Source organism: Mycolicibacter sinensis (assembly GCF_001673565.1).
GTDB classification, from domain to species: Bacteria; Actinomycetota; Actinomycetes; order Mycobacteriales; family Mycobacteriaceae; genus Mycobacterium; species Mycobacterium sinense_C.
Genome location: NZ_LZMF01000075.1, coordinates 1 through 17,425, shown reverse-complemented (window position 1 = coordinate 17,425; position 17,425 = coordinate 1). Strand labels below are relative to the sequence as shown.

At 68.8% G+C, this 17,425-nt stretch carries 21 protein-coding genes; 9 read left to right on the top strand and 12 right to left on the bottom strand.

Annotated features, from left to right (window positions below):
- On the top strand, positions 1–1,467 hold the full coding sequence (locus tag A5648_RS12590) for a flavin-containing monooxygenase (RefSeq protein WP_065024870.1): 1,467 nt from the start codon (positions 1–3) through the stop codon (positions 1,465–1,467).
- Positions 1,464–2,363: a MerR family transcriptional regulator gene (locus A5648_RS12585; RefSeq protein ID WP_065024869.1), complete on the top strand. Its 900-nt coding sequence runs from the start codon at positions 1,464–1,466 to the stop codon at positions 2,361–2,363. The genes A5648_RS12590 and A5648_RS12585 overlap by 4 nt, the downstream gene beginning before the upstream one ends.
- A gap of 134 nt (positions 2,364–2,497) precedes the next feature.
- Here the strand turns inward: A5648_RS12585 and A5648_RS12580 are convergent, their stop codons facing one another.
- A complete protein-coding gene (locus A5648_RS12580) occupies positions 2,498–2,767 on the bottom strand; it encodes a metal-sensitive transcriptional regulator (RefSeq protein ID WP_065024868.1) in 270 nt (89 codons plus the stop codon).
- A 65-nt stretch (positions 2,768–2,832) separates the two neighbouring features.
- Positions 2,833–4,176, bottom strand: a complete 1,344-nt coding sequence (locus A5648_RS12575; RefSeq protein WP_065024867.1) for a salicylate synthase — start codon at positions 4,174–4,176, stop codon at positions 2,833–2,835.
- A 228-nt stretch (positions 4,177–4,404) separates the two neighbouring features.
- On the opposite strand from A5648_RS12575, the gene A5648_RS12570 reads away from it, so the two are divergent.
- A complete protein-coding gene (locus A5648_RS12570) occupies positions 4,405–4,659 on the top strand; it encodes a hypothetical protein (protein WP_428844334.1) in 255 nt (84 codons plus the stop codon).
- Between the two features lie 169 nt (positions 4,660–4,828).
- Here A5648_RS12570 and hemW read toward each other — a convergent pair whose 3' ends face one another.
- The 3 genes from hemW to A5648_RS12555 are packed head-to-tail and all read right to left on the bottom strand — an operon-like array spanning position 4,829 to position 6,985.
- Positions 4,829–6,001, bottom strand: a complete 1,173-nt coding sequence (gene hemW, locus A5648_RS12565) for a radical SAM family heme chaperone HemW (protein WP_065024866.1) — start codon at positions 5,999–6,001, stop codon at positions 4,829–4,831.
- Positions 6,002–6,044: 43 nt separating this feature from the next.
- Positions 6,045–6,449: a transglycosylase family protein gene (locus A5648_RS12560; protein WP_065024865.1), complete on the bottom strand. Its 405-nt coding sequence runs from the start codon at positions 6,447–6,449 to the stop codon at positions 6,045–6,047.
- Entirely contained in the window at positions 6,446–6,985 is a 540-nt protein-coding gene (locus tag A5648_RS12555) for a hypothetical protein (protein WP_234787415.1), read from the bottom strand. Before A5648_RS12555 ends, A5648_RS12560 begins: the two co-directional genes overlap by 4 nt.
- Between A5648_RS12555 and A5648_RS25090 the strand changes: the two genes are divergently transcribed.
- The 4 genes from A5648_RS25090 to A5648_RS12540 all read left to right on the top strand — a co-directional run bounded on the left by A5648_RS25090 (position 6,874) and on the right by A5648_RS12540 (position 10,453).
- The gene (locus A5648_RS25090; RefSeq protein WP_428844333.1) at positions 6,874–7,218 is read left to right on the top strand and encodes an Ms4527A family Cys-rich leader peptide; all 345 of its coding nucleotides are present in this window, start codon (positions 6,874–6,876) and stop codon (positions 7,216–7,218) included. The genes A5648_RS12555 and A5648_RS25090 overlap by 112 nt on opposite strands.
- A 114-nt stretch (positions 7,219–7,332) precedes the next feature.
- Entirely contained in the window at positions 7,333–9,012 is a 1,680-nt protein-coding gene (locus A5648_RS12550; protein ID WP_065024864.1) for a nitrite/sulfite reductase, read from the top strand.
- Positions 9,009–9,740 carry a phosphoadenylyl-sulfate reductase gene (locus A5648_RS12545; RefSeq protein ID WP_065024863.1) on the top strand — a complete coding sequence of 244 codons (732 nt, stop codon included), beginning with the start codon at positions 9,009–9,011 and terminating at the stop codon, positions 9,738–9,740. The genes A5648_RS12550 and A5648_RS12545 overlap by 4 nt, the downstream gene beginning before the upstream one ends.
- A complete protein-coding gene (locus A5648_RS12540) occupies positions 9,719–10,453 on the top strand; it encodes a sirohydrochlorin chelatase (protein ID WP_065024862.1) in 735 nt (244 codons plus the stop codon). Before A5648_RS12545 ends, A5648_RS12540 begins: the two co-directional genes overlap by 22 nt.
- 18 nt (positions 10,454–10,471) lie before the next feature.
- Here the strand turns inward: A5648_RS12540 and A5648_RS12535 are convergent, their stop codons facing one another.
- The 6 genes from A5648_RS12535 to A5648_RS12515 all read right to left on the bottom strand — a co-directional run bounded on the left by A5648_RS12535 (position 10,472) and on the right by A5648_RS12515 (position 14,760).
- Entirely contained in the window at positions 10,472–11,503 is a 1,032-nt protein-coding gene (locus tag A5648_RS12535) for a sulfate/molybdate ABC transporter ATP-binding protein (protein ID WP_065024861.1), read from the bottom strand.
- Positions 11,500–12,315: a sulfate ABC transporter permease subunit CysW gene (cysW, locus tag A5648_RS12530; protein WP_065024860.1), complete on the bottom strand. Its 816-nt coding sequence runs from the start codon at positions 12,313–12,315 to the stop codon at positions 11,500–11,502. The genes A5648_RS12535 and cysW overlap by 4 nt, the downstream gene beginning before the upstream one ends.
- Entirely contained in the window at positions 12,312–13,172 is an 861-nt protein-coding gene (gene cysT / locus A5648_RS12525) for a sulfate ABC transporter permease subunit CysT (RefSeq protein WP_065024859.1), read from the bottom strand. Before cysT ends, cysW begins: the two co-directional genes overlap by 4 nt.
- Positions 13,169–14,185: a sulfate ABC transporter substrate-binding protein gene (locus tag A5648_RS12520; protein WP_065024858.1), complete on the bottom strand. Its 1,017-nt coding sequence runs from the start codon at positions 14,183–14,185 to the stop codon at positions 13,169–13,171. Before A5648_RS12520 ends, cysT begins: the two co-directional genes overlap by 4 nt.
- Before the next feature lie 113 nt (positions 14,186–14,298).
- Positions 14,299–14,391, bottom strand: a complete 93-nt coding sequence (locus A5648_RS25085; protein ID WP_428844332.1) for an Ms4533A family Cys-rich leader peptide — start codon at positions 14,389–14,391, stop codon at positions 14,299–14,301.
- Positions 14,392–14,565: 174 nt separating this feature from the next.
- Complete coding sequence (locus A5648_RS12515; protein WP_065024857.1) at positions 14,566–14,760, bottom strand: hypothetical protein; 195 nt, start codon at positions 14,758–14,760, stop codon at positions 14,566–14,568.
- A gap of 87 nt (positions 14,761–14,847) precedes the next feature.
- Here A5648_RS12515 and A5648_RS12510 point away from each other — a divergent pair, with 87 nt between their 5' ends.
- Positions 14,848–16,893 (top strand): glycoside hydrolase family 15 protein, encoded by a 2,046-nt coding sequence (locus A5648_RS12510; RefSeq protein WP_065024884.1) that lies wholly within the window; start codon positions 14,848–14,850, stop codon positions 16,891–16,893.
- A gap of 17 nt (positions 16,894–16,910) precedes the next feature.
- Here A5648_RS12510 and A5648_RS12505 read toward each other — a convergent pair whose 3' ends face one another.
- Positions 16,911–17,264 (bottom strand): sensor domain-containing protein, encoded by a 354-nt coding sequence (locus A5648_RS12505; RefSeq protein ID WP_234787414.1) that lies wholly within the window; start codon positions 17,262–17,264, stop codon positions 16,911–16,913.
- Here A5648_RS12505 and A5648_RS23370 point away from each other — a divergent pair.
- On the top strand, positions 17,178–17,425 hold a 248-nt coding region (locus tag A5648_RS23370; RefSeq protein ID WP_234787413.1), incomplete at its 3' end, for a sensor domain-containing protein. The genes A5648_RS12505 and A5648_RS23370 overlap by 87 nt on opposite strands.

Genomic DNA, 17,425 nt, shown 5'->3' with positions numbered 1-17,425 from the left:
GTGGCCCGGGCACACGTCTATCAGACGCTGATCGTGGGTGCCGGATTCTCCGGGATCGGTGCGGCGATCAAGCTGGCCGAAGCCGGAATCGGCGACGACGAGATCGTGATCCTGGAGCGCAGCGACCGGGTCGGCGGCACCTGGCGTGACACCCGCTATCCCGGTGCGGCATGCGACATTCCATCGCTGCTCTACTCGTTCTCGTTCGTCGCCAACCCGGGCTGGTCGCGGGCGTATCCGTCGGCCGGCGAGATCTATCAGCACATTGAGGACATGGTCGACCGGTTCGGCCTGCGCCGCCACATCCGGTTCAACACCGAGGTGACCGGACTGGCGTTCGACGAGCAGGCCGGCGTGTGGGCCGTCACCGCCGGGCGCAAGAAGTTTCGGGCCCGCACCGTGGTGCTGGCGTCAGGCCCGCTGCCCGATTCGAGTTTTCCGGCCATCCGCGGCCTGGAAACCTATGCCGGCCACAAGATCCACAGCGCCCGCTGGGATCACGACTACGACTTCACCGGTAAGAAGGTCGCGGTCGTCGGCACCGGCGCCAGCGCGGTGCAGATCATTCCGGAACTGGTCGAGCGGGCCGGTTTCGTCAAGGTCTTCCAGCGCACCCCGGGCTGGGTGATCCCACGGCTGGATATCGCCATGCCCCCGGTGGTGCAAGAGCTGTTCGCGAAAGTGCCTGCCGCCCAGCAGCTTGCCCGCCAGGCACTGTTCTGGGGGCATGAAGCCAGTGCCACGGCGCTGGTGTGGAACACCCCGCTGAGTGGCTTGGTGGCCCGGCTCGGGAAAGCTCATTTGCGCGCAACCGTCAAGGATCCATGGCTGCGTCGCCAGCTCACGCCCGACTTCACCCCGGGCTGCAAGCGCATGCTGATCTCCAGCGACTACTACCCCGCCCTGCAGCGCGACAACTGCAAGCTCATCGACTGGCCGATCGCCACGATGAGCCCTGCCGGCATCCGCACCAGCGACGGGGTGGAGCACCACCTGGACGCCATCGTCTTCGCCACCGGCTACGACGTGCATCTGACCGGCCCGCCGTTTCCGGTCACCGGGCTGGCCGGCAGATCGCTGGCCGCCGACTGGAGCGGCGGCGGCCAGGCGTTCAAGAGCATTCAGGCGCACGGATATCCGAACCTGTTCTTCATGACCGGTCCCAACTCCGGCCCGGGCCACAACTCACTGCTGGTGTATGTCGAAGGCCAGCTCGACTACGTGGTACGCGCCGTCAGCGCCATCCGCACCGCGGACCTGCGCTACCTCGACGTCCGCGAAGACGTGCAGCGCCGCCACAACGACCAGCTCCAGCGCCGGCTGCGCAAGACGACCTGGATGTCGGGCTGTCACAGCTGGTATCTCACCGAGGACGGCTTCAACGCGTCGATGTACCCGGGGTTCGCGACGCAGTATCTTCGGCAGATGCGCACCTTCCGGCTCGCCGACTACCACACGGTGGCATGACCGCACCGGATCGTCACCTCAAGGCCGACTCCATCGCCGGCGTACTGGCGAACCTGCGCAAGGTTCCCCGCCGGGTGCGGCGCGAGTCCCGCGAGGTGATCGAAGCCGCGGTGACCCAGCTGTTCGAAGTCGTGGTGCGCCACCCGGGCGGCAGCACGGCGTCGCGCGAATACCGGATCGACGATCTGGCCCGGATGGCCGGCACCACCACCCGCAACGTCCGGGTCTACCGGGACCGGGACCTGTTGCCGCCGCCGCGGCGGGTCGGCCGGGTGGCGCTGTTCAACGACACGCACCTGACCCGGCTGCGGCTGATCACCTCGATGCTCGACCGCGGCTACACGATCGCGCACGTCAAGGAGATGATCGGCGCCTGGGAGCAGGGCAAGGACCTCGGCGACATCCTGGGTCTGGAGAGCGCCGTCGCCGGCACCTGGACCACCGAGCGGCCCCACACCATGCCGCGCGCCGACGCCGAGCGGCTGATCGACGACCCGCAGGCGCTGCGCCGGCTGGTGGAACTCGGGTTGATCCGCCTCGACGGGGCCGACGGCTCCCGAGCCACCATCACCCGGCCCAAGCTGATCGAGGCGTTCAACGAGATCCGCGGCTACGGCATCGGCGTCGACAAGCTCATCGACCTCTACGAGCAGACGCTGCCCCATATCGACGCGATCAGCCAGCTGCTGGTGCGCGCCGGCGCCGAGCATGTGCTCACGCGAGTGCAGCCCGGTGCACCGCTGCCGGCCGACACCGAGATCGCCGAGTTGATCGGCATGCTGGTCCGGTTTCGCACCCAGGCTGTCGCGTCGGTGACCGCCACCTTGGCCTCGTCGATCGAGTCGACCATCGAGTCAATGGTCACCGGCCTGCTCGCCGAGTCCCTGCAGCACTGAGGCCGCGCTGAACCGCCGGGCTTGATGCGGCGGTCCCAGCTTCGCCTCTCCTCCGTCGAGCCTCGCTGAACCGCCGGGTTGATGCGGCGGTCCCAGCTTCGCCTCTCCTCCGTCGAGGCTCGCTGAACCGCCGGTCAGGCCAGGGCGAGAAACAGCTTCTCGAGCTCGTCCTCGGTCAGCGGAGCATTGCCGCTGCCGGACTGGCCGGCGAGGCATTCGCGCAGCCCGCTGGCCACGATCTTGAAACCCGCCCGGTCCAGCGCACGCGAGACCGCGGCCAGCTGGGTGACCACATCCTTGCAGTCGCGGCCGCTCTCGATCATCGCGATCACCCCGGCGAGCTGGCCGTGCGCGCGGCGCAACCGGTTCAACACTGACTTGACGCTGTCGTCGTCGCCAACCACATGAGCTCCTCTCCACCAAAGAGCCACGATACCCGCCGGGGTATCACCGCGCCGGGGAAGGCGATTCAGCGGCGCGCGATCAGATACGGCGCCAGCGTCGCCAGCTTCTCGCAGGTCTCCTCGAATTCCCGTTCCGGACGCGAGGCGTCGATGACGCCCGCCCCCGCCCGCAGCCAGGTCCGCCCGTCTTGCTCGTAGGCAGCCCGCAGCGTCAACGCGGCGTCCAGCCCGCCGTCGGCCGAAAACATCACCACCGCGCCGGAGTACAGACCCCGCGGACACTCGTCGAGCCGCAGGATGGCCTCGATCCCCGGCGCTTTCGGGATGCCCGAGGCGGTGACCGCCGGAAACAGCGCCACCAAAGCGTCCATCCGATTCCGCGCGGGATCCAGCCGCCCCGACACCGTCGAGCCCAGGTGCTGGACGCTGCCGCGCTCGCGCACCGTCATGAAGTCGGTGACCGCGGCGCTGCCGGGTTCGGCGACCTCGGCGATCTCCTCCATCGAGGTACGCACCGAGATCGCGTGCTCCACGATCTCCTTGGCGTCGGATTCCAGCTCGGCGCGAACCGGGCCGTCGACCGCGGGATCGCCGCTGCGCGCCCGCGTCCCGGCCAGCGGCTCGGTGACCACCACGCCGTCGTCACGCACCTCGGCCACCAGTTCCGGACTGTAACCGAGCGCTCGAATACCGCCGAGCCGCAACAGAAACGACCGGGCCGGGGTGTTGTGTCGCCGGCCCAGCCGATAGGTCGAGGGGAAGTCCAGCGTGAACGGCACGTCGACGCAGCGCGACAGGATCACCTTGCGGTAGGCGCCGGCGCAGATCTCGTCGACCGCGGTGGCCACCCGGCCGCGATAACCGGCGGCGTCGGCATCCACCGCGATCCGGGACGGGTCGGCGAGTGCCGGGACGCCGTCAGCCAGCAGCTGCTCCAGCACCGCGGCCTCCCGGTCACCGGCACCGAACATCTCGACCTTCGCGGCGGTGACCACGATCCGGGTCCGGGGCCAGAACACCCGCGCCAGCGCGGTTCCCGGCGCCAGCCGATCCTGCAGCCCGAAGCGGTAGGTACCGAACTCGAACGCGACCCAGCCGAACACCTGCTCGGCCTCCAGCAACAGCCGGTCGACAGCTTCGCCGAGCACCACGGCTGGGTGGCCGCGCCAGTGCTGGCGTTGCACCACTCCGTCGCGGATGGTGCGCAACTCGTCGCTGTCCAGCTCGACGGCAGCGCGCACGCCCATAGCCAGCGTCCAGCTTCCGCACCGCTCGTAGAGCAGGTATTCCTCGCCATCGCGTTCCGGCAGTGCGGCCGCCAGGGCCGCCGCGAGGTCGGCCGGCCCGACGCCCGGCGGCAGCGGCACCGACAGATTTTCGGACGCTGTTTCGACACCGAGCTCGGACACGATTAGTAAATGTAGCCTAACCTACAAACTGACGTCCTCCCCGGCCCGCTAATCCGCTGCCGCAGGGCCTTGAGCAGCGATGCCGGTGAACGTTCGGCCGCAGAGTACGCGACGGTGATGTGTTACGGGCGTTCACGATTCGGTATCGGTCGTCACACAAGGGTTGGCAACGAGGCCATCAGTATGAAATATGGAGGCATGCTAAGTATTCGAAAGCTCGTAGGTTCGATGTTCATAGCGACAGCCGCGGCGGCGATCGCCGTCGCCCCGACCGGCGTGATAGCGATGAGCGCACCGGCGGTTGTGGCCCAACCGCACGGCGCCGGGGGGCCCGACGGCAACGGCGGCGGCAGCGGCTGCGGCCACGACGCCGGCTGGCAAGGCTGCGGCGGTTTCGTTCCCGGCCAGGGCGGCTTCGGCCACGGCTGCATCGGCGGAGTCTGCGGCAGCTGGGACGGCGGCCGCGGCTGGTTCAGCGGCTGACCTGCAGCAAACGTCGCCGCTCATCGGCACGGTATGTGCCCGCCTTAGAGCGACAACTTCCGGCAATTCCGGCACTCCACAACGGTTGTCGCGCAGAGGCGGGCACACACCACGTGGTCGAGATTCCTGCAGCGACTCATCAGCCCGTCGCGAACCCCTCTGCCCCGGGCTACCCCAGCAGCGAACGCACCACCGCATCGGCCAGCAGTCGGCCCCGGTCGGTCAGCACCAGGTGGTCGCCATCGCTGCGCAGTAGACCGTCGCTGACCGCGACCGCGGCGCGCTCCCGCTCACCGGAATCCAGCACCGCCAGCGCCAATCCCTCGCGCATGCGCAACCGCAGCATCACGTCTTCGGTGTGCCGGTCAGACTCCGAAAGCTCCTCGAAGCCCGCGACCGGCAGCGTCCCCTCCCCCAAGAGCTGCGCATAAGCGTTGGGGTGCTTGACGTTCCAATAGCGCAGGTCGCCGTCATAGCTGTGCGCCCCGGGGCCGGCCCCCCACCACCGGCCACCGCCCCAGTAGCCCAGATTGTGGCGGCAGGCCGCGCCCGGCCGGCTCCAGTTGGACACCTCGTACCAGTCCATCCCGGCGGCCCGCAGGGTGGTGTCGACCAGTTCGTAGCGGTGCGCCAGCACGTCGTTGTCGGGAGCGGGCAGTTCCCCGCGCCGCACCCGACGGGCCAGCGCGGTGCCCTCTTCGACGATCAGGCTGTAGGCCGAGAGGTGATCGACACCTGCTTCCAGCGCGGCGTCCACCGAGCGCAGCAAATCGTCGTCGGTCTCGCCGGGCGTGCCGTAGATCAAGTCGATATTGAGGTGCTCAAAACCGGCGGCGCGTGCCTCACGGGCAGCAGCCACCGGGCGCCCCGGCGAGTGGATGCGGTCCAAGGTGGCCAGCACCCGCGGCGAGACCGACTGCATGCCCAACGACACCCGGGTGTAGCCGGCGGCGCGGATCGTGTCGAAGAACTCCGGCGACGTCGACTCCGGGTTCGCCTCGGTGGTGACCTCGGCGTCCTCGGCCAGCCCGAAGTGCTCCCGCACGTGGTCGAGCACCAGCGCCAACCGCGCGCCGCCCAGCAGCGACGGCGTGCCCCCGCCGACGAACACGGTGTCGGCGCGCGGGCCGCCCAGCCGGGCGGCGGCGAGCTCCAGTTCGCGGGCCAGCGCCGCCACCCAGGCGTCCGGGTTGGCGCCGCCGAGCTCCGCCGGGGTGTAGGTGTTGAAGTCGCAGTAGCCGCACCGGGTGAAACAGAACGGCACGTGCACATACACCCCGAACGGGCCGTCGTGGTTGCGGCGGACCTCGGGCAGCGCCACCGCGGTCGGGGTGAGCGTCATGGGGTCCGATCCTCCCACGGCTCGCCGGGCGGTGCAGGAGGCCTCAGTCGGCCCGAACCTGAAGCCCGTCGGCTTCGTCGAACAACGCCGACAGATAGTGGGTCAGCGATCCGACCGGGGCCGCCCCGGCACCCGCCGTGGCCGAAGCGCCCCGGGAGGAACAGGTCGGCCAGGCACCGGGCCCCTGCTCGGCCATGATGCGTTTGGCGACGGCGATCTGCTGCTGCGGGCTGGCCTGCGATGGCAGCCCGACGCCGCCGTTGGCGTCCCAGGTTGCCGCGCTGATCTGCAGACCGCCGTAATCGCCGTTACCGCTGTCGGCTGCCCAGTTTCCGCCCGATTCGCACTTGGCGATCGCTTCCCAGTTGATCGGATCGGCGTTGGCCGCGGCGGTCAGTTCGGCGCCGATCAGGAGCACCCCGGCGGCCAGCACTGTGAATTTCCTCATACCAGCTCCACCTTGCTGGCCAGCCAGCGGCCGTCGACCTTGTCCATGGTCATCCGGATCCGGCTGCGGTCCATCACCGGTTCGGGATTGTCGGCGTTGCGCACCGCCTGGTTGACCAGCAGCACCACTACGGCATGGCTCCGGTCCGCGGATTTGATCACTGCTTCGCCGACGTGGCCGCGCGCGGTTGCCTTGTTGTCGATCAGCAGCTGACGCAGCCTGGCACCCGATCGGGTGTGCATTTGGCTGAACTCACCGGTCGACCCGTCGGCGATGCCGGCGAAGTTACGGTCGACGTCGTCGGCGTCGATGTTGGTCAGCCGCAACGCGTATGCCTGCGCGGCCGCAAGCGCCTGCTCGCCTGCGAGATGGGTTTCGTAGTGCTGGACGGCCAGCCATCCGCCACCGCCCACCGCAGCCACCAATGTTGCGATCGCCAGCCAGCGCCGCAGCACGGCGCGTCCGTTGGCCCGCGGGGGCGGTTCGGGCGCCGGGGGCGGTTCCCACAGCTCCCAGCCGAAGTCGACGACACTCACCTGGCCCACCCGCCTTCCGATTGCGGCCCTCCCGTCCCGACCGCCTCGCCGTCGGGCCCCAAATGAGTTTTGCGCACGCTGATCACAACTTTGCGCCGGTAAGGAAGATTTTCGGCATCCATGGCATAATCGGCCGCGTGACTGCCGCCTACTGCACCGCATCCGGGGTTGCCTTGGTGGCTCGGCGGCACATCGATCTCAAGCGGGTTTGCAGCTGTCGCTGTCTGCCTTGATGTCGTAGAACCGCCCACCTGTATCTTCCAGCTGGCCGCCGGATCTGCGCCGCCGGAGTCAGTCGCCGGTTACCCGCGCTCCATCCCGCCAGCTCCTTTGTGTAAGGAGAATCGATGACCACCACTCCGTCCGCTCCGGCGAGCAGGGCCAAGCGCAGTGAGGCCCAGTGGGCGCTCGGCGAGACCGAACCGGTCAACCACAACGAGCAGTTCAAGCAGGACGACCCGGCCCTCAACGTGCAGGCCCGGATTATCGAGGTCTACTCCAAGCAGGGCTTCGACTCCATCACCAAGGACGACCTGCGTGGCCGGTTCCGCTGGATGGGCCTCTACACCCAGCGCGAACAGGGCTACGACGGCACCTTCACCGGCGACGAGAACGCCGACCTGCTGGAGGCCAAGTACTTCATGATGCGGGTGCGCTGCGACGGCAAGGCGCTGTCGGTCGCCGCGATGCGCACCCTGGGCGAGATCTCGCAGGAGTACGCCCGCGGCACCGCCGACATCTCCGACCGCAACAACCTGCAATACCACTGGATCGAGATCGAGAAGGTTCCCGAGATCTGGGACCGGCTGGCCGCGGTCGGGCTGCAGACCATGGAGGCCTGCGGCGACTGCCCGCGCGGGATGCTGGGCTCACCGCTGGCCGGGGAGTCCCTCGATGAGGTGCTCGACGCCTCCCCCGCCCTCGACGAGATCGTCCGGCGCTACATCGGCAAAGCCGAGTACGCCAACCTGCCGCGCAAGTACAAGACCGCGGTGTCGGGTCTGCAGGACGTCGCCCACGAGATCAACGACATCTCCTTCATCGGCGTCAACCACCCCGAACACGGCCCCGGCCTGGACCTGTGGGTGGGCGGCGGCCTGTCGACCAACCCGATGCTGGCCCAGCGCCTCGGCGCCTGGGTTCCGCTGGACGAGGTGCCCGACGTCTGGGAGGCCGTCACCCGCCTCTTCCGCGACTACGGCTACCGCCGGTTGCGCTCCAAAGCCCGGCTGAAGTTCCTGGTCAAGGACTGGGGACCGGAGAAATTCCGGGAAGTTCTCGAAACCGAATTCCTGGGCCGCAAACTGATCGACGGGCCGGCCCCCGCCCAGCCCACCGCGACCATCGACCACGTCGGGGTGCAGAAAACCCGCAACGGCCTCAACGCGGTCGGGGTGGCCCCGATCTCCGGACGGGTCAACGGGGCGACGCTGCTCAAGGTCGCCGAGCTGATGGAGCAGGTCGGCTCCGACCGGGCCCGGTTCACCCCGTACCAGAAGCTGATCATTCTCGACGTCCCCGACGAGAAGCTCGACGGGCTGCTCACCGAGCTCGACGCGCTGGGCCTGCCGGCCAACCCGTCGGCGTGGCGACGCAACCTGATGGCGTGCACCGGGCTGGAGTTCTGCAAGCTGTCGTTCGTCGAGACCCGGGTCCGCGCGCAGAGCCTGGTCCCCGAGCTCGAGAAGCGCCTCGAAGACCTCAACGCCCTGCTGGACGTGCCGGTCACCGTCAACATCAACGGCTGCCCGAACTCGTGTGCCCGAATCCAGGTGGCCGACATCGGGTTCAAGGGCCAGATGATCGACGACGGCAACGGCAACTCGGTCCCCGGCTTCCAGGTTCACCTGGGCGGCAGCCTGGGCGCCGACAGCGGTTTCGGCCGTAAACTGCGCCAGCACAAGGTGTTCAGCGACGAGCTCGGCGACTACATCGATCGGGTGGTGCGCAACTTCATCAAGGGCCGCAACGCCGGTGAGCGATTCGCGCAGTGGGCGGTGCGGGCCGACGAGGACGACCTGCGATGAGGCCCCACGACGAAGCGGAGTTGCGTGAGCTGGCCGCCCGCGGCGCGGCCGAGCTCGACGGCGCCGGCGCCACCGAACTGCTGGAGTGGACCGACGCCAACTTCGGCGGGGTGAACGGCCCGCGCGGCGGCGCCACCTGTAACTACGTGGTGGCCTCCAATATGGCCGACGCGGTGCTGGTGGATCTGGCGGCCAAGGTCCGCGCGGGGGTTCCGGTGCTGTTCCTGGACACCGGTTACCACTTCGCCGAGACCATCGGCACCCGCGACGCGGTGGAGGCGATGTACGACATCTCGCTGGTCAACGTCACCCCCGAGCAGACCGTGGCCGAGCAGGACACCGCGCACGGCAAAGACCTGTTCGCGTCCAATCCGGCGATGTGCTGCCGGCTGCGCAAGGTCGAGCCGTTGGCCCGCACGCTGCGCGGCTACTCGGCATGGGTGACCGGGCTGCGCCGGGTGGAGGCGCCGACCCGCGCCAACGCCCCGCTGATCAGCTTCGACGAGCAATTCGGCCTGGTGAAGATCAACCCGATCGCCGCCTGGACCGACGAGGAGTTCGACGCCTACATCGCCGCGAACAATGTGCTGGTCAACCCGCTGATCGACGAGGGGTACCCGTCGATCGGCTGCGCACCGTGCACGGTCAAACCGGCCGCCGGCGCCGACCCGCGCAGCGGACGCTGGGCGGGGCTGACCAAGACCGAATGCGGGTTGCACGCCTCGTGACCACGCTGGTCTTGACCGCGCACGGCAGCCGGGATCCGCGCTCGGCTGCCAACACCGAGGCGATCGCCGGCCACGTGCGCCGGGTGGCACCGGAGTTCACGGTGCGGGTGGCGTTCTGCGAACACAGCACGCCCGGCCTGCGCGACGTGCTGGGCGAGGTGCGCAGCGCCGACGACGACGTGGTGGTCGTCCCGTTCCTATTGGCCAGCGCCTATCACGCCCGCGTCGACATCCCGGGAGTGATCGCGCAGTCCGGGGCCGCCGTGCAGGTGGCGCCCACCCTGGGCGAGGACGACCGGCTGGTGCAGGTTCTCGGTGAGCGGCTCAGTGCGGCCGGGGCATCCCGTTTCGATTCGGAGCTCGGCGTGGTGGTGGCCGCGGTGGGTTCCTCGCACGCTGCCGCCAACGCCCAGACCGCCCGCGTCGCCGCGCCGTTGTCCCGCGGAACCCGTTGGGCCGGAGTGGAAGTCGCCTTCGCCACGCAGGGACCGTCGGTTCCCGAGGCCGTCGAGCGCCTGCGGGAACGCGGGGCCACCAGGCTGATGATCGCGCCGTGGTTCCTGGCGCACGGCAGGATCACAGACGGGATCGCCGCCTATGCCGCGGGCGCCGGAATTCCGATGGCCGAGCCACTCGGTGCGCACCGCCTGGTGGCGGCGACCGTGCTGGACCGGGTGGAGGCGGCACTCACCGCGCGTCACGCCGCCGCCTGACGCGCCGAGATTGCAGCGTTACGCCGGCACCGGCGCGTCCGCGACGGGCGCGTCCTTCAGCGGCGGTATCCGGGTGGCCCGCACGTAGACGGTGTCCCCCTCTACCAGCGACAGCGCCTCGGCGTCACCGCGGGTGATCTGGGCGGTGAACGGCACCTTGGTGGCGGCGTTGGTCAGCTCCACCCGCACCTCGAAGCCCAGCGTCACCACCCGGTCGACCACCGCACGCAACACGCCAGTGGACTCTGCGGTGCCGTCGGCGTTGGCCACCGCCATCTCGGGAGTGCGTCCCACCCGAATGTCGTGCGGGCGCACCAAGGTGCCGTTGAGCGAGGACACCGCACCGAGGAACGACATCACGAAGGCGTTCGCCGGGGCGTCGTAGACCTCGGTCGGGGTGCCGAGCTGCTCGATGCGGCCCTGATTGAGCACCGCGATCCGGTCGGCGACGTCCAGCGCCTCGGCCTGGTCGTGGGTGACCAGCACCGTGGTGACGTGCACGTCCTCGTGCAACCGGCGCAGCCAGGCCCGCAGGTCCTCGCGGACCTTGGCATCCAGCGCACCGAACGGCTCGTCGAGCAGCAGCACCTGCGGATCCACCGCCAGCGCCCGCGCCAAGGCCATCCGCTGGCGCTGCCCGCCGGAGAGCTGATTGGGGTAGCGGGTCTGAAAACCGCTGAGCCCCACCACTTCCAGCAGGTTGTCGACCTTCTCCTTGACTTCGGACTTGGGCCGCTTGCGGATCTTCAGCCCGTACGCCACGTTGTCGCGCACCGTCATGTGCTTGAACGCCGCGTAGTGCTGGAACACGAATCCGATGCCGCGCCGCTGCGGGGGCACCCCGGTGACGTCGACGCCATTGATGGTGACGGTGCCGCTGTCGGGGTGGTCCAGGCCGGCGATCGCCCGCAGCAGGGTCGACTTGCCCGAGCCGCTGGGGCCGAGCAGCGCGGTGAGCGAACCGGACGGCACGGTGAAGTCGACGTTGTCGAGGGCGACGAAGTCGCCGTAGCGTTTGTTGGCTCCCCGGACGGTGATCGCGTCGCTCATCTGCTTCCCTTTCCGGCCCGCCGCATGTCGAGCACCACCTGAACGATCAACACCAGTACCGACACCGTCATCAGCAGTGTGGACAGGGCGTAGGCGCCGTATTCGGCGCCGCGGTTGTAACGGTCGGACACCAGCAGCGTCAGCGTCTGGGATTTGCCGGGCAGGTTCGACGACACGATCAGCACCGCGCCGTACTCGCCGAGGGTGCGCGCCACGGTCAGGACGATCCCGTACGTCAGACCCCACCGGATCGAGGGCAGCGTGATCCGCCAGAACGTCTGCCACCAGCTCGAGCCCAGCGTCGCCGCCGCCTCCTCCATGTCGGTGCCCAGTTCGTGCAGCACCGGTTCGACTTCCCGGATCACGAACGGCAGCGTGACGAAGATGCTGGCCAGCACGATGCCGGGCAGACCGAAGATGATCTTGAAGCCCCAGTCGTTCTCCACGAAGCCCAGCAAGCCAGCCGAGCCCCACAGCACGATCAGCGCGACGCCGACGACCACCGGCGAGACCGCGAACGGCAGGTCGATGATCGCCTGAAGTGCGCCCTTGCCGCGGAATCTGTTGCGGGCCAGCACCAGTGCCGTCGGAATACCGAAGATGACGTTGAGCGGCACCACGATCGCCACCACCAGCAGCGACAACTGCAGCGCCGAGATCGCCGCCGGGGTGGAGATGTAGGCGAAGAACTGCCCGAACCCGGGCGCGAAGCTGCGCCACAGGATCAACGACACCGGAACGATCAGCAGCAGGCCGATGTAGGCCAGCGCCACGAACCGCAGCAGGTAGCGGACTTTCGCCGACGGAGTCATGCCGACCGCTCCTGCCGCTTGGTCACCCGCGCACCCAACAGCCGCAGCGCCAGCAGCACCAGGAACGAGATACCGAGCAGCACCAGCGAGATCGCGGCGGCCCCGGTGGGGTCGTCGTTCTCGATCAAGGTGCGGATCCACTGCGAGGAAACCTCGGTCTTGCCGGGCACCGCCCCGCCGATCAGCACCACCGAGCCGAACTCGCCGATCGCCCGGGAGAACGCCAGGCCAGCCCCGGTCAGCAGCGCCGGGGTCAGCGACGGCAGGACCACGGTGCGAAAGACCGTCGCCCCGGAGGCGCCCAGCGACGCGGCGGCCTCCTCGACCTCCCGATCGATCTCCAGCAGCACCGGTTGCACCGCGCGCACCACAAACGGCAACGTGACGAACGCCAAGGCCAAGCCCACGCCCCAGGCGGTGTGCTGCAGATGCAGGCGCACCGGGCTGGCCGGGCCGTACAGCGCCAGCATCACCAGACTGGCCACGATGGTGGGCAACGCGAACGGCAGGTCGATGATCACGTCGAGGAAGCGCTTGCCGACGAAGTCGTCACGCACCAGCACCCAGGCGATCAGCAGTCCGAACACCAGGTTGACCACCGTCACACCGGCGGCGATCGTCAGCGTCACCCGGAAGGACTCCAGCGCCGCGTGCGAGGTGACCGCCAGCCGGAACGCCTGCCAACCTCCGCCGGCGGCCTGCCAGGCGATCGCGGCCAGCGGCGCCAGCACGATCAGCGACAGCCATATCACCGCGGCGCCCACCCGCAGCGAGACGCCTTCGCGCCGGAACCCGGTGTGCACCGGCGGTCCGCCCTCACCGGGCCGGGTCGCCTCGGTGACCACAATGGCCGTCATCCGGTGACCCGGGTGTAGATCTTGGTGATGGTGCCGCTCTCCTTGTCGAACAGGCCGGTGTCAACGACGTCCCACCCGCCGAGATCGGCGATCGTCCAAAGCTTGTCCGGTGCCGGGAACTCCTCGCGGAACTCGGCCGCGACGCCCGGGTCGGCCGGGCGGAAGCCGGCCTGCGCCCACAGGCGTTGCGCGGCGGGCGTGTACTGGAAGTTCTTGAACGCGGTGACGGTCTCGAGATTCCGGCTGGAGCTCACCACCGCCAGCGGGTTCTCGATCTTGAAGGTCCGCGACGGGTTCACGTGCTCTACCGGCTTGCCCTTGCGCTCGACGGCGATCGCCTCGTTCTCGTAGCTGATCAGCACGTCGCCGCTGCCCTGCAGGAACACGTCGGTGGCCTCCCGCCCCGAGCCCGGGCGCAGCTTCACGTGATCGCTGACCAGCTTGTCGACGAAGTCCAGGCCGGCCTGCGGATCCTTGCCGCCTTCGCTCTTGACCGCGTAGGGAGCCAGCAGATTCCATTTGGCCGATCCGGAACTCAGCGGGCTGGGGGTGATCACCTCGACGCCGGGTGTCAACAGGTCGTCCCAGTCCTTGATGTGTTTGGGATTGCCCTGCCGCACCACCAGCGTCACCACCGAACCGAACGGGATGCCCTTGGTGACGTCGGCGTTCCAGTCCTCGGCCACCTTGCCGGCCTTCACCAGCCGGGTGATGTCGGGCTCCACCGAGAAGTTCACGATGTCGGCGGGTTTACCGTTGGCGACGCCGCGAGACTGATCCCCCGAGGCGCCGTAGGAGGTGACGACCTGCACGTCAGCACCGTCCTCGGTGGCGTAGAAGGCCGGGATGACCTTGCTCCAGCCGGGTTCGGGAACCGCGTAGGCCACTAGCGTCAAGGTGGTGCTCGCGCCGGAGTGTTCGGCACCGCCGACCACGTCGCTGGGGCCGCCGCCGCACCCGGCGAGCAGAACAGCGGCCAGCGCTAGCGCGGCGCCTCTGGCGGTGTGAAGCATTGGTGACCTTTCAGTGCAGGGCTGAGGAAATTCGGTCCCGTCGCTTCGCGAAGATGGTTGCCCAGGGATTACCTGCCGGGCATTACGACTTCAAAGCGTCGACGGGCGGGTGTTCAGCGACAACAGTGCACGTCGGCCACAGCGCAATTACCCACGGCAATGAGTGCCAAGACATAGCACTCGTGATTACCGGACGCTGCGAACATGCCGGGAAGCGTAACAGAACCGCGGCATGAACCCCGCGGTTCATCGAGGGTCGACGGAGGAGAGCCGAAGCTGGAACCGCGGCATGAACCCCGCGGTTCAGCGGGTCAACAGCCAGCTGACGATCACCAGCAGGATCAAAGCGACCAGAATCAGTGTCACCTGCGAGCGCGGCATCAGCGCACCCCGCCGTCGTCGTGCCGGGCCCGTCGCAGCACCCGGATGCCCTGGCCCAGCGCAGCGTCCAGCACCAACGCCAGGCCGTACGCCAACGCCAGCACCACCGGCATCACCACCGCGGTCTGGACGACGAAACCGAGCCCCGACAGCCACAGCTCAACGCCATCCCACCAGCTCAGGAAGCCAACCATCCGGACCACTGTATGCGCGCGGCCGGCGGAAACCAAGAAGCGGAGGGTCAGGTGGACGTGCGCCGAGCCGCCAGCGATGATGTCGGAATGGTCCTGCACACCCCGCCGGGCGATGCACCCGACAAGACCGCTCCCGAAGCCACTGGAAAAACCCTCGACGTCCCTGCTCCCAAGACCCCGCCGCTGTCGGCCACCGCGCCGGTGCCGTACTCCGCGACGCCCGGGCAAGTCCGCAACTCGTTTCCCCCGATCGCCGACTACGCGTTCCTGTCAGACTGCGAGACCACCTGCCTGATCTCGGCGGCCGGCTCGGTGGAGTGGATGTGCGTTCCGCGGCCGGACTCCCCCAGCGTCTTCGGCTCGATCCTGGACCGCAGCGCCGGGCACTTTCGGCTCGGGCCCTACGGGGTTTCGGTGCCCGCGGCGCGGCGCTACCTGCCCGGCAGCCCGATCATGGAGACCACCTGGCAGACCCACACCGGTTGGCTGATCGTGCGCGACGCGCTGGTGATGGGCAAGTGGCACGACATCGACGCGCGCTCGCAGACCCACCGGCGCACCCCCACCGACTGGGACGCCGAGCACATCCTGCTGCGCACCGTGCGCTGCGTCAGCGGAACCGTCGAGCTGACCATGAGCTGCGAGCCGGCCTTCGACTACCACCGCACCAGCGCCACCTGGGAGTACTCGGCCAACGCCTACGGCGAAGCGATCGCGCGGGCCCGGCACAACCCGGACGCCCACCCCACACTGCGGTTGACCACGAATCTGCGGCTGGGCTTGGAGGGCCGGGAGGCCCGTGCCCGCACCCGGCTGACCGAGGGCGACGACGTCTTCGTGGCGTTGAGTTGGTCGAAGCACCCCGCGCCGCAGACTTACGCCGAAGCCGCCGACAAGATGTGGAACACCACCGAGTGCTGGCGGCAGTGGATCAACATCGGCAACTTCCCCGACCACCCGTGGCGGGTCTACCTGCAGCGCAGCGCGCTGACGCTGAAGGGGCTGACCTATTCACCGACTGGGGCCCTGCTGGCCGCGTCCACCACGTCGCTGCCGGAAACACCGCAGGGCGAACGCAATTGGGATTACCGCTACGCCTGGGTGCGGGATTCGACGTTCGCGCTATGGGGCCTTTACACCCTGGGGCTGGACCGCGAGGCCGACGACTTCTTCTCCTTCATCGCCGACGTGTCCGGCGCCACCAACGGCCAGCAGCGTCCCCTGCAGGTGATGTACGGCGTCGGCGGAGAACACGAACTCGCCGAAGAGGAACTCGAGCACCTGTCGGGCTACGACAACGCCCGCCCGGTGCGGATCGGCAACGGCGCCTACAACCAGCGCCAGCACGACATCTGGGGCACCATGCTCGACTCGGTCTACCTGCACGCCAAGTCCCGCGAGCAGATTCCCGAAACGCTGTGGCCGGTGCTCCAGCGTCAGGTCGAGGAGGCGATCGATCACTGGCGCGAGCCGGATCGCGGGATCTGGGAGGTGCGCGGCGAACCGCAGCACTTCACCTCGTCGAAGGTGATGTGCTGGGTGGCGCTGGACCGCGGCTCGAAGCTGGCCGAGTTGCAGGGCGAAATGTCCTACGCCCGCCAGTGGCGAGCGATCGCCGAGGAGATCAAGGCCGATGTGCTGGCCAACGGGGTGGATTCGCGCGGCGTGCTGACCCAGGTGTACGGCAAAGACGCCTTGGACGCCTCCCTGCTGCTGGTGGTGCTCACCCGGTTCCTGCCGGCCGACGATCCGCGGGTGCGCGCCACCGTGATGGCGATCGCCGAAGAGCTCACCGAGGACGGTCTGGTGCTGCGCTACCGCACCGAGGAGACCGACGACGGACTGTCCGGCACCGAGGGCACCTTCACCATCTGCTCGTTCTGGCTGGTCTCGGCGCTGGTCGAGATCGGTGAAGTCAGCCAGGCCAAGCATCTGTGCGAGCGGCTGCTGTCGTTCGCCAGCCCGCTGCACCTCTACGCCGAGGAGATCGAGCCCCGCACCGGCCGGCACCTGGGCAACTTCCCGCAGGCGTTCACCCACCTGGCGCTGATCAACGCCGTCGTGCACGTGATCCGTGCCGAGGAGGAGGCCGACTCCACCGGGGGTTTCCAGCCCGCGAACGCCCCCAATTAGGGGCGGCTCGGTCCGGGTCAGCCGCTGAGGTTGCGGATCTTGTCCAGCATCGCGCGCGCCATATCGGCGGCGGTGGTGTCCCCCGGCGGTGGGGCGTCGGCGTGGTCGTCCTCGCCGACGAACCAGAACACGTCGACGTCGACGATGCAGTTCACCCGCGCGGCCACCGCACGCGTCACCCGCAGGCCCACCTCGTCGTCGACGGTGGTGCGCACCGTGGCGGTGAGCACCGTGTCGCCGGTGGAGACATCGGTGATCTCCCCGCTGGCGTCGCTGCCCTCGCCGTGCCGGATCACCGTGACCCCGTCGCACTGGCCCCACTGCTGGGAGAACTTCTCGAACAGCGCGTCGGCGTCCAAGACGTCGCCCACGAGTTCTGGGACAGCACTTCGGCCGCCGGCGACTCGTCGCTGACCGGGGTGGGCGAGGCCGTGATCGCACTGGCCAGTGCCGCCGACGCCGACGCGCTGTTCGAGAAGTTCTCCCAGCAGTGGGGCCAGTGCGACGGGGTCACGGTGATCCGGCACGGCGA

What these genes read in the sequence shown, in the direction of transcription:
- A5648_RS12585 (WP_065024869.1), top strand. Translation starts at nt 1,464, where the DNA reads ATGACCGCACCGGATCGTCACCTCAAGGCCGACTCCATCGCCGGCGTA.
- A5648_RS12570 (WP_428844334.1), top strand. Translation starts at nt 4,405, where the DNA reads ATGTTCATAGCGACAGCCGCGGCGGCGATCGCCGTCGCCCCGACCGGC.
- hemW (WP_065024866.1), bottom strand. Translation starts at nt 6,001, where the DNA reads ATGACGCTCACCCCGACCGCGGTGGCGCTGCCCGAGGTCCGCCGCAAC.
- A5648_RS12560 (WP_065024865.1), bottom strand. Translation starts at nt 6,449, where the DNA reads ATGAGGAAATTCACAGTGCTGGCCGCCGGGGTGCTCCTGATCGGCGCC.
- A5648_RS25090 (WP_428844333.1), top strand. Translation starts at nt 6,874, where the DNA reads ATGTTGCGATCGCCAGCCAGCGCCGCAGCACGGCGCGTCCGTTGGCCC.
- A5648_RS12550 (WP_065024864.1), top strand. Translation starts at nt 7,333, where the DNA reads ATGACCACCACTCCGTCCGCTCCGGCGAGCAGGGCCAAGCGCAGTGAG.
- A5648_RS12545 (WP_065024863.1), top strand. Translation starts at nt 9,009, where the DNA reads ATGAGGCCCCACGACGAAGCGGAGTTGCGTGAGCTGGCCGCCCGCGGC.
- A5648_RS12540 (WP_065024862.1), top strand. Translation starts at nt 9,719, where the DNA reads ATGCGGGTTGCACGCCTCGTGACCACGCTGGTCTTGACCGCGCACGGC.
- A5648_RS12535 (WP_065024861.1), bottom strand. Translation starts at nt 11,503, where the DNA reads ATGAGCGACGCGATCACCGTCCGGGGAGCCAACAAACGCTACGGCGAC.
- cysW (WP_065024860.1), bottom strand. Translation starts at nt 12,315, where the DNA reads ATGACTCCGTCGGCGAAAGTCCGCTACCTGCTGCGGTTCGTGGCGCTG.
- cysT (WP_065024859.1), bottom strand. Translation starts at nt 13,172, where the DNA reads ATGACGGCCATTGTGGTCACCGAGGCGACCCGGCCCGGTGAGGGCGGA.
- A5648_RS12520 (WP_065024858.1), bottom strand. Translation starts at nt 14,185, where the DNA reads ATGCTTCACACCGCCAGAGGCGCCGCGCTAGCGCTGGCCGCTGTTCTG.
- A5648_RS25085 (WP_428844332.1), bottom strand. Translation starts at nt 14,391, where the DNA reads ATGTTCGCAGCGTCCGGTAATCACGAGTGCTATGTCTTGGCACTCATT.
- A5648_RS12515 (WP_065024857.1), bottom strand. Translation starts at nt 14,760, where the DNA reads ATGGTTGGCTTCCTGAGCTGGTGGGATGGCGTTGAGCTGTGGCTGTCG.
- A5648_RS12510 (WP_065024884.1), top strand. Translation starts at nt 14,848, where the DNA reads ATGGTCCTGCACACCCCGCCGGGCGATGCACCCGACAAGACCGCTCCC.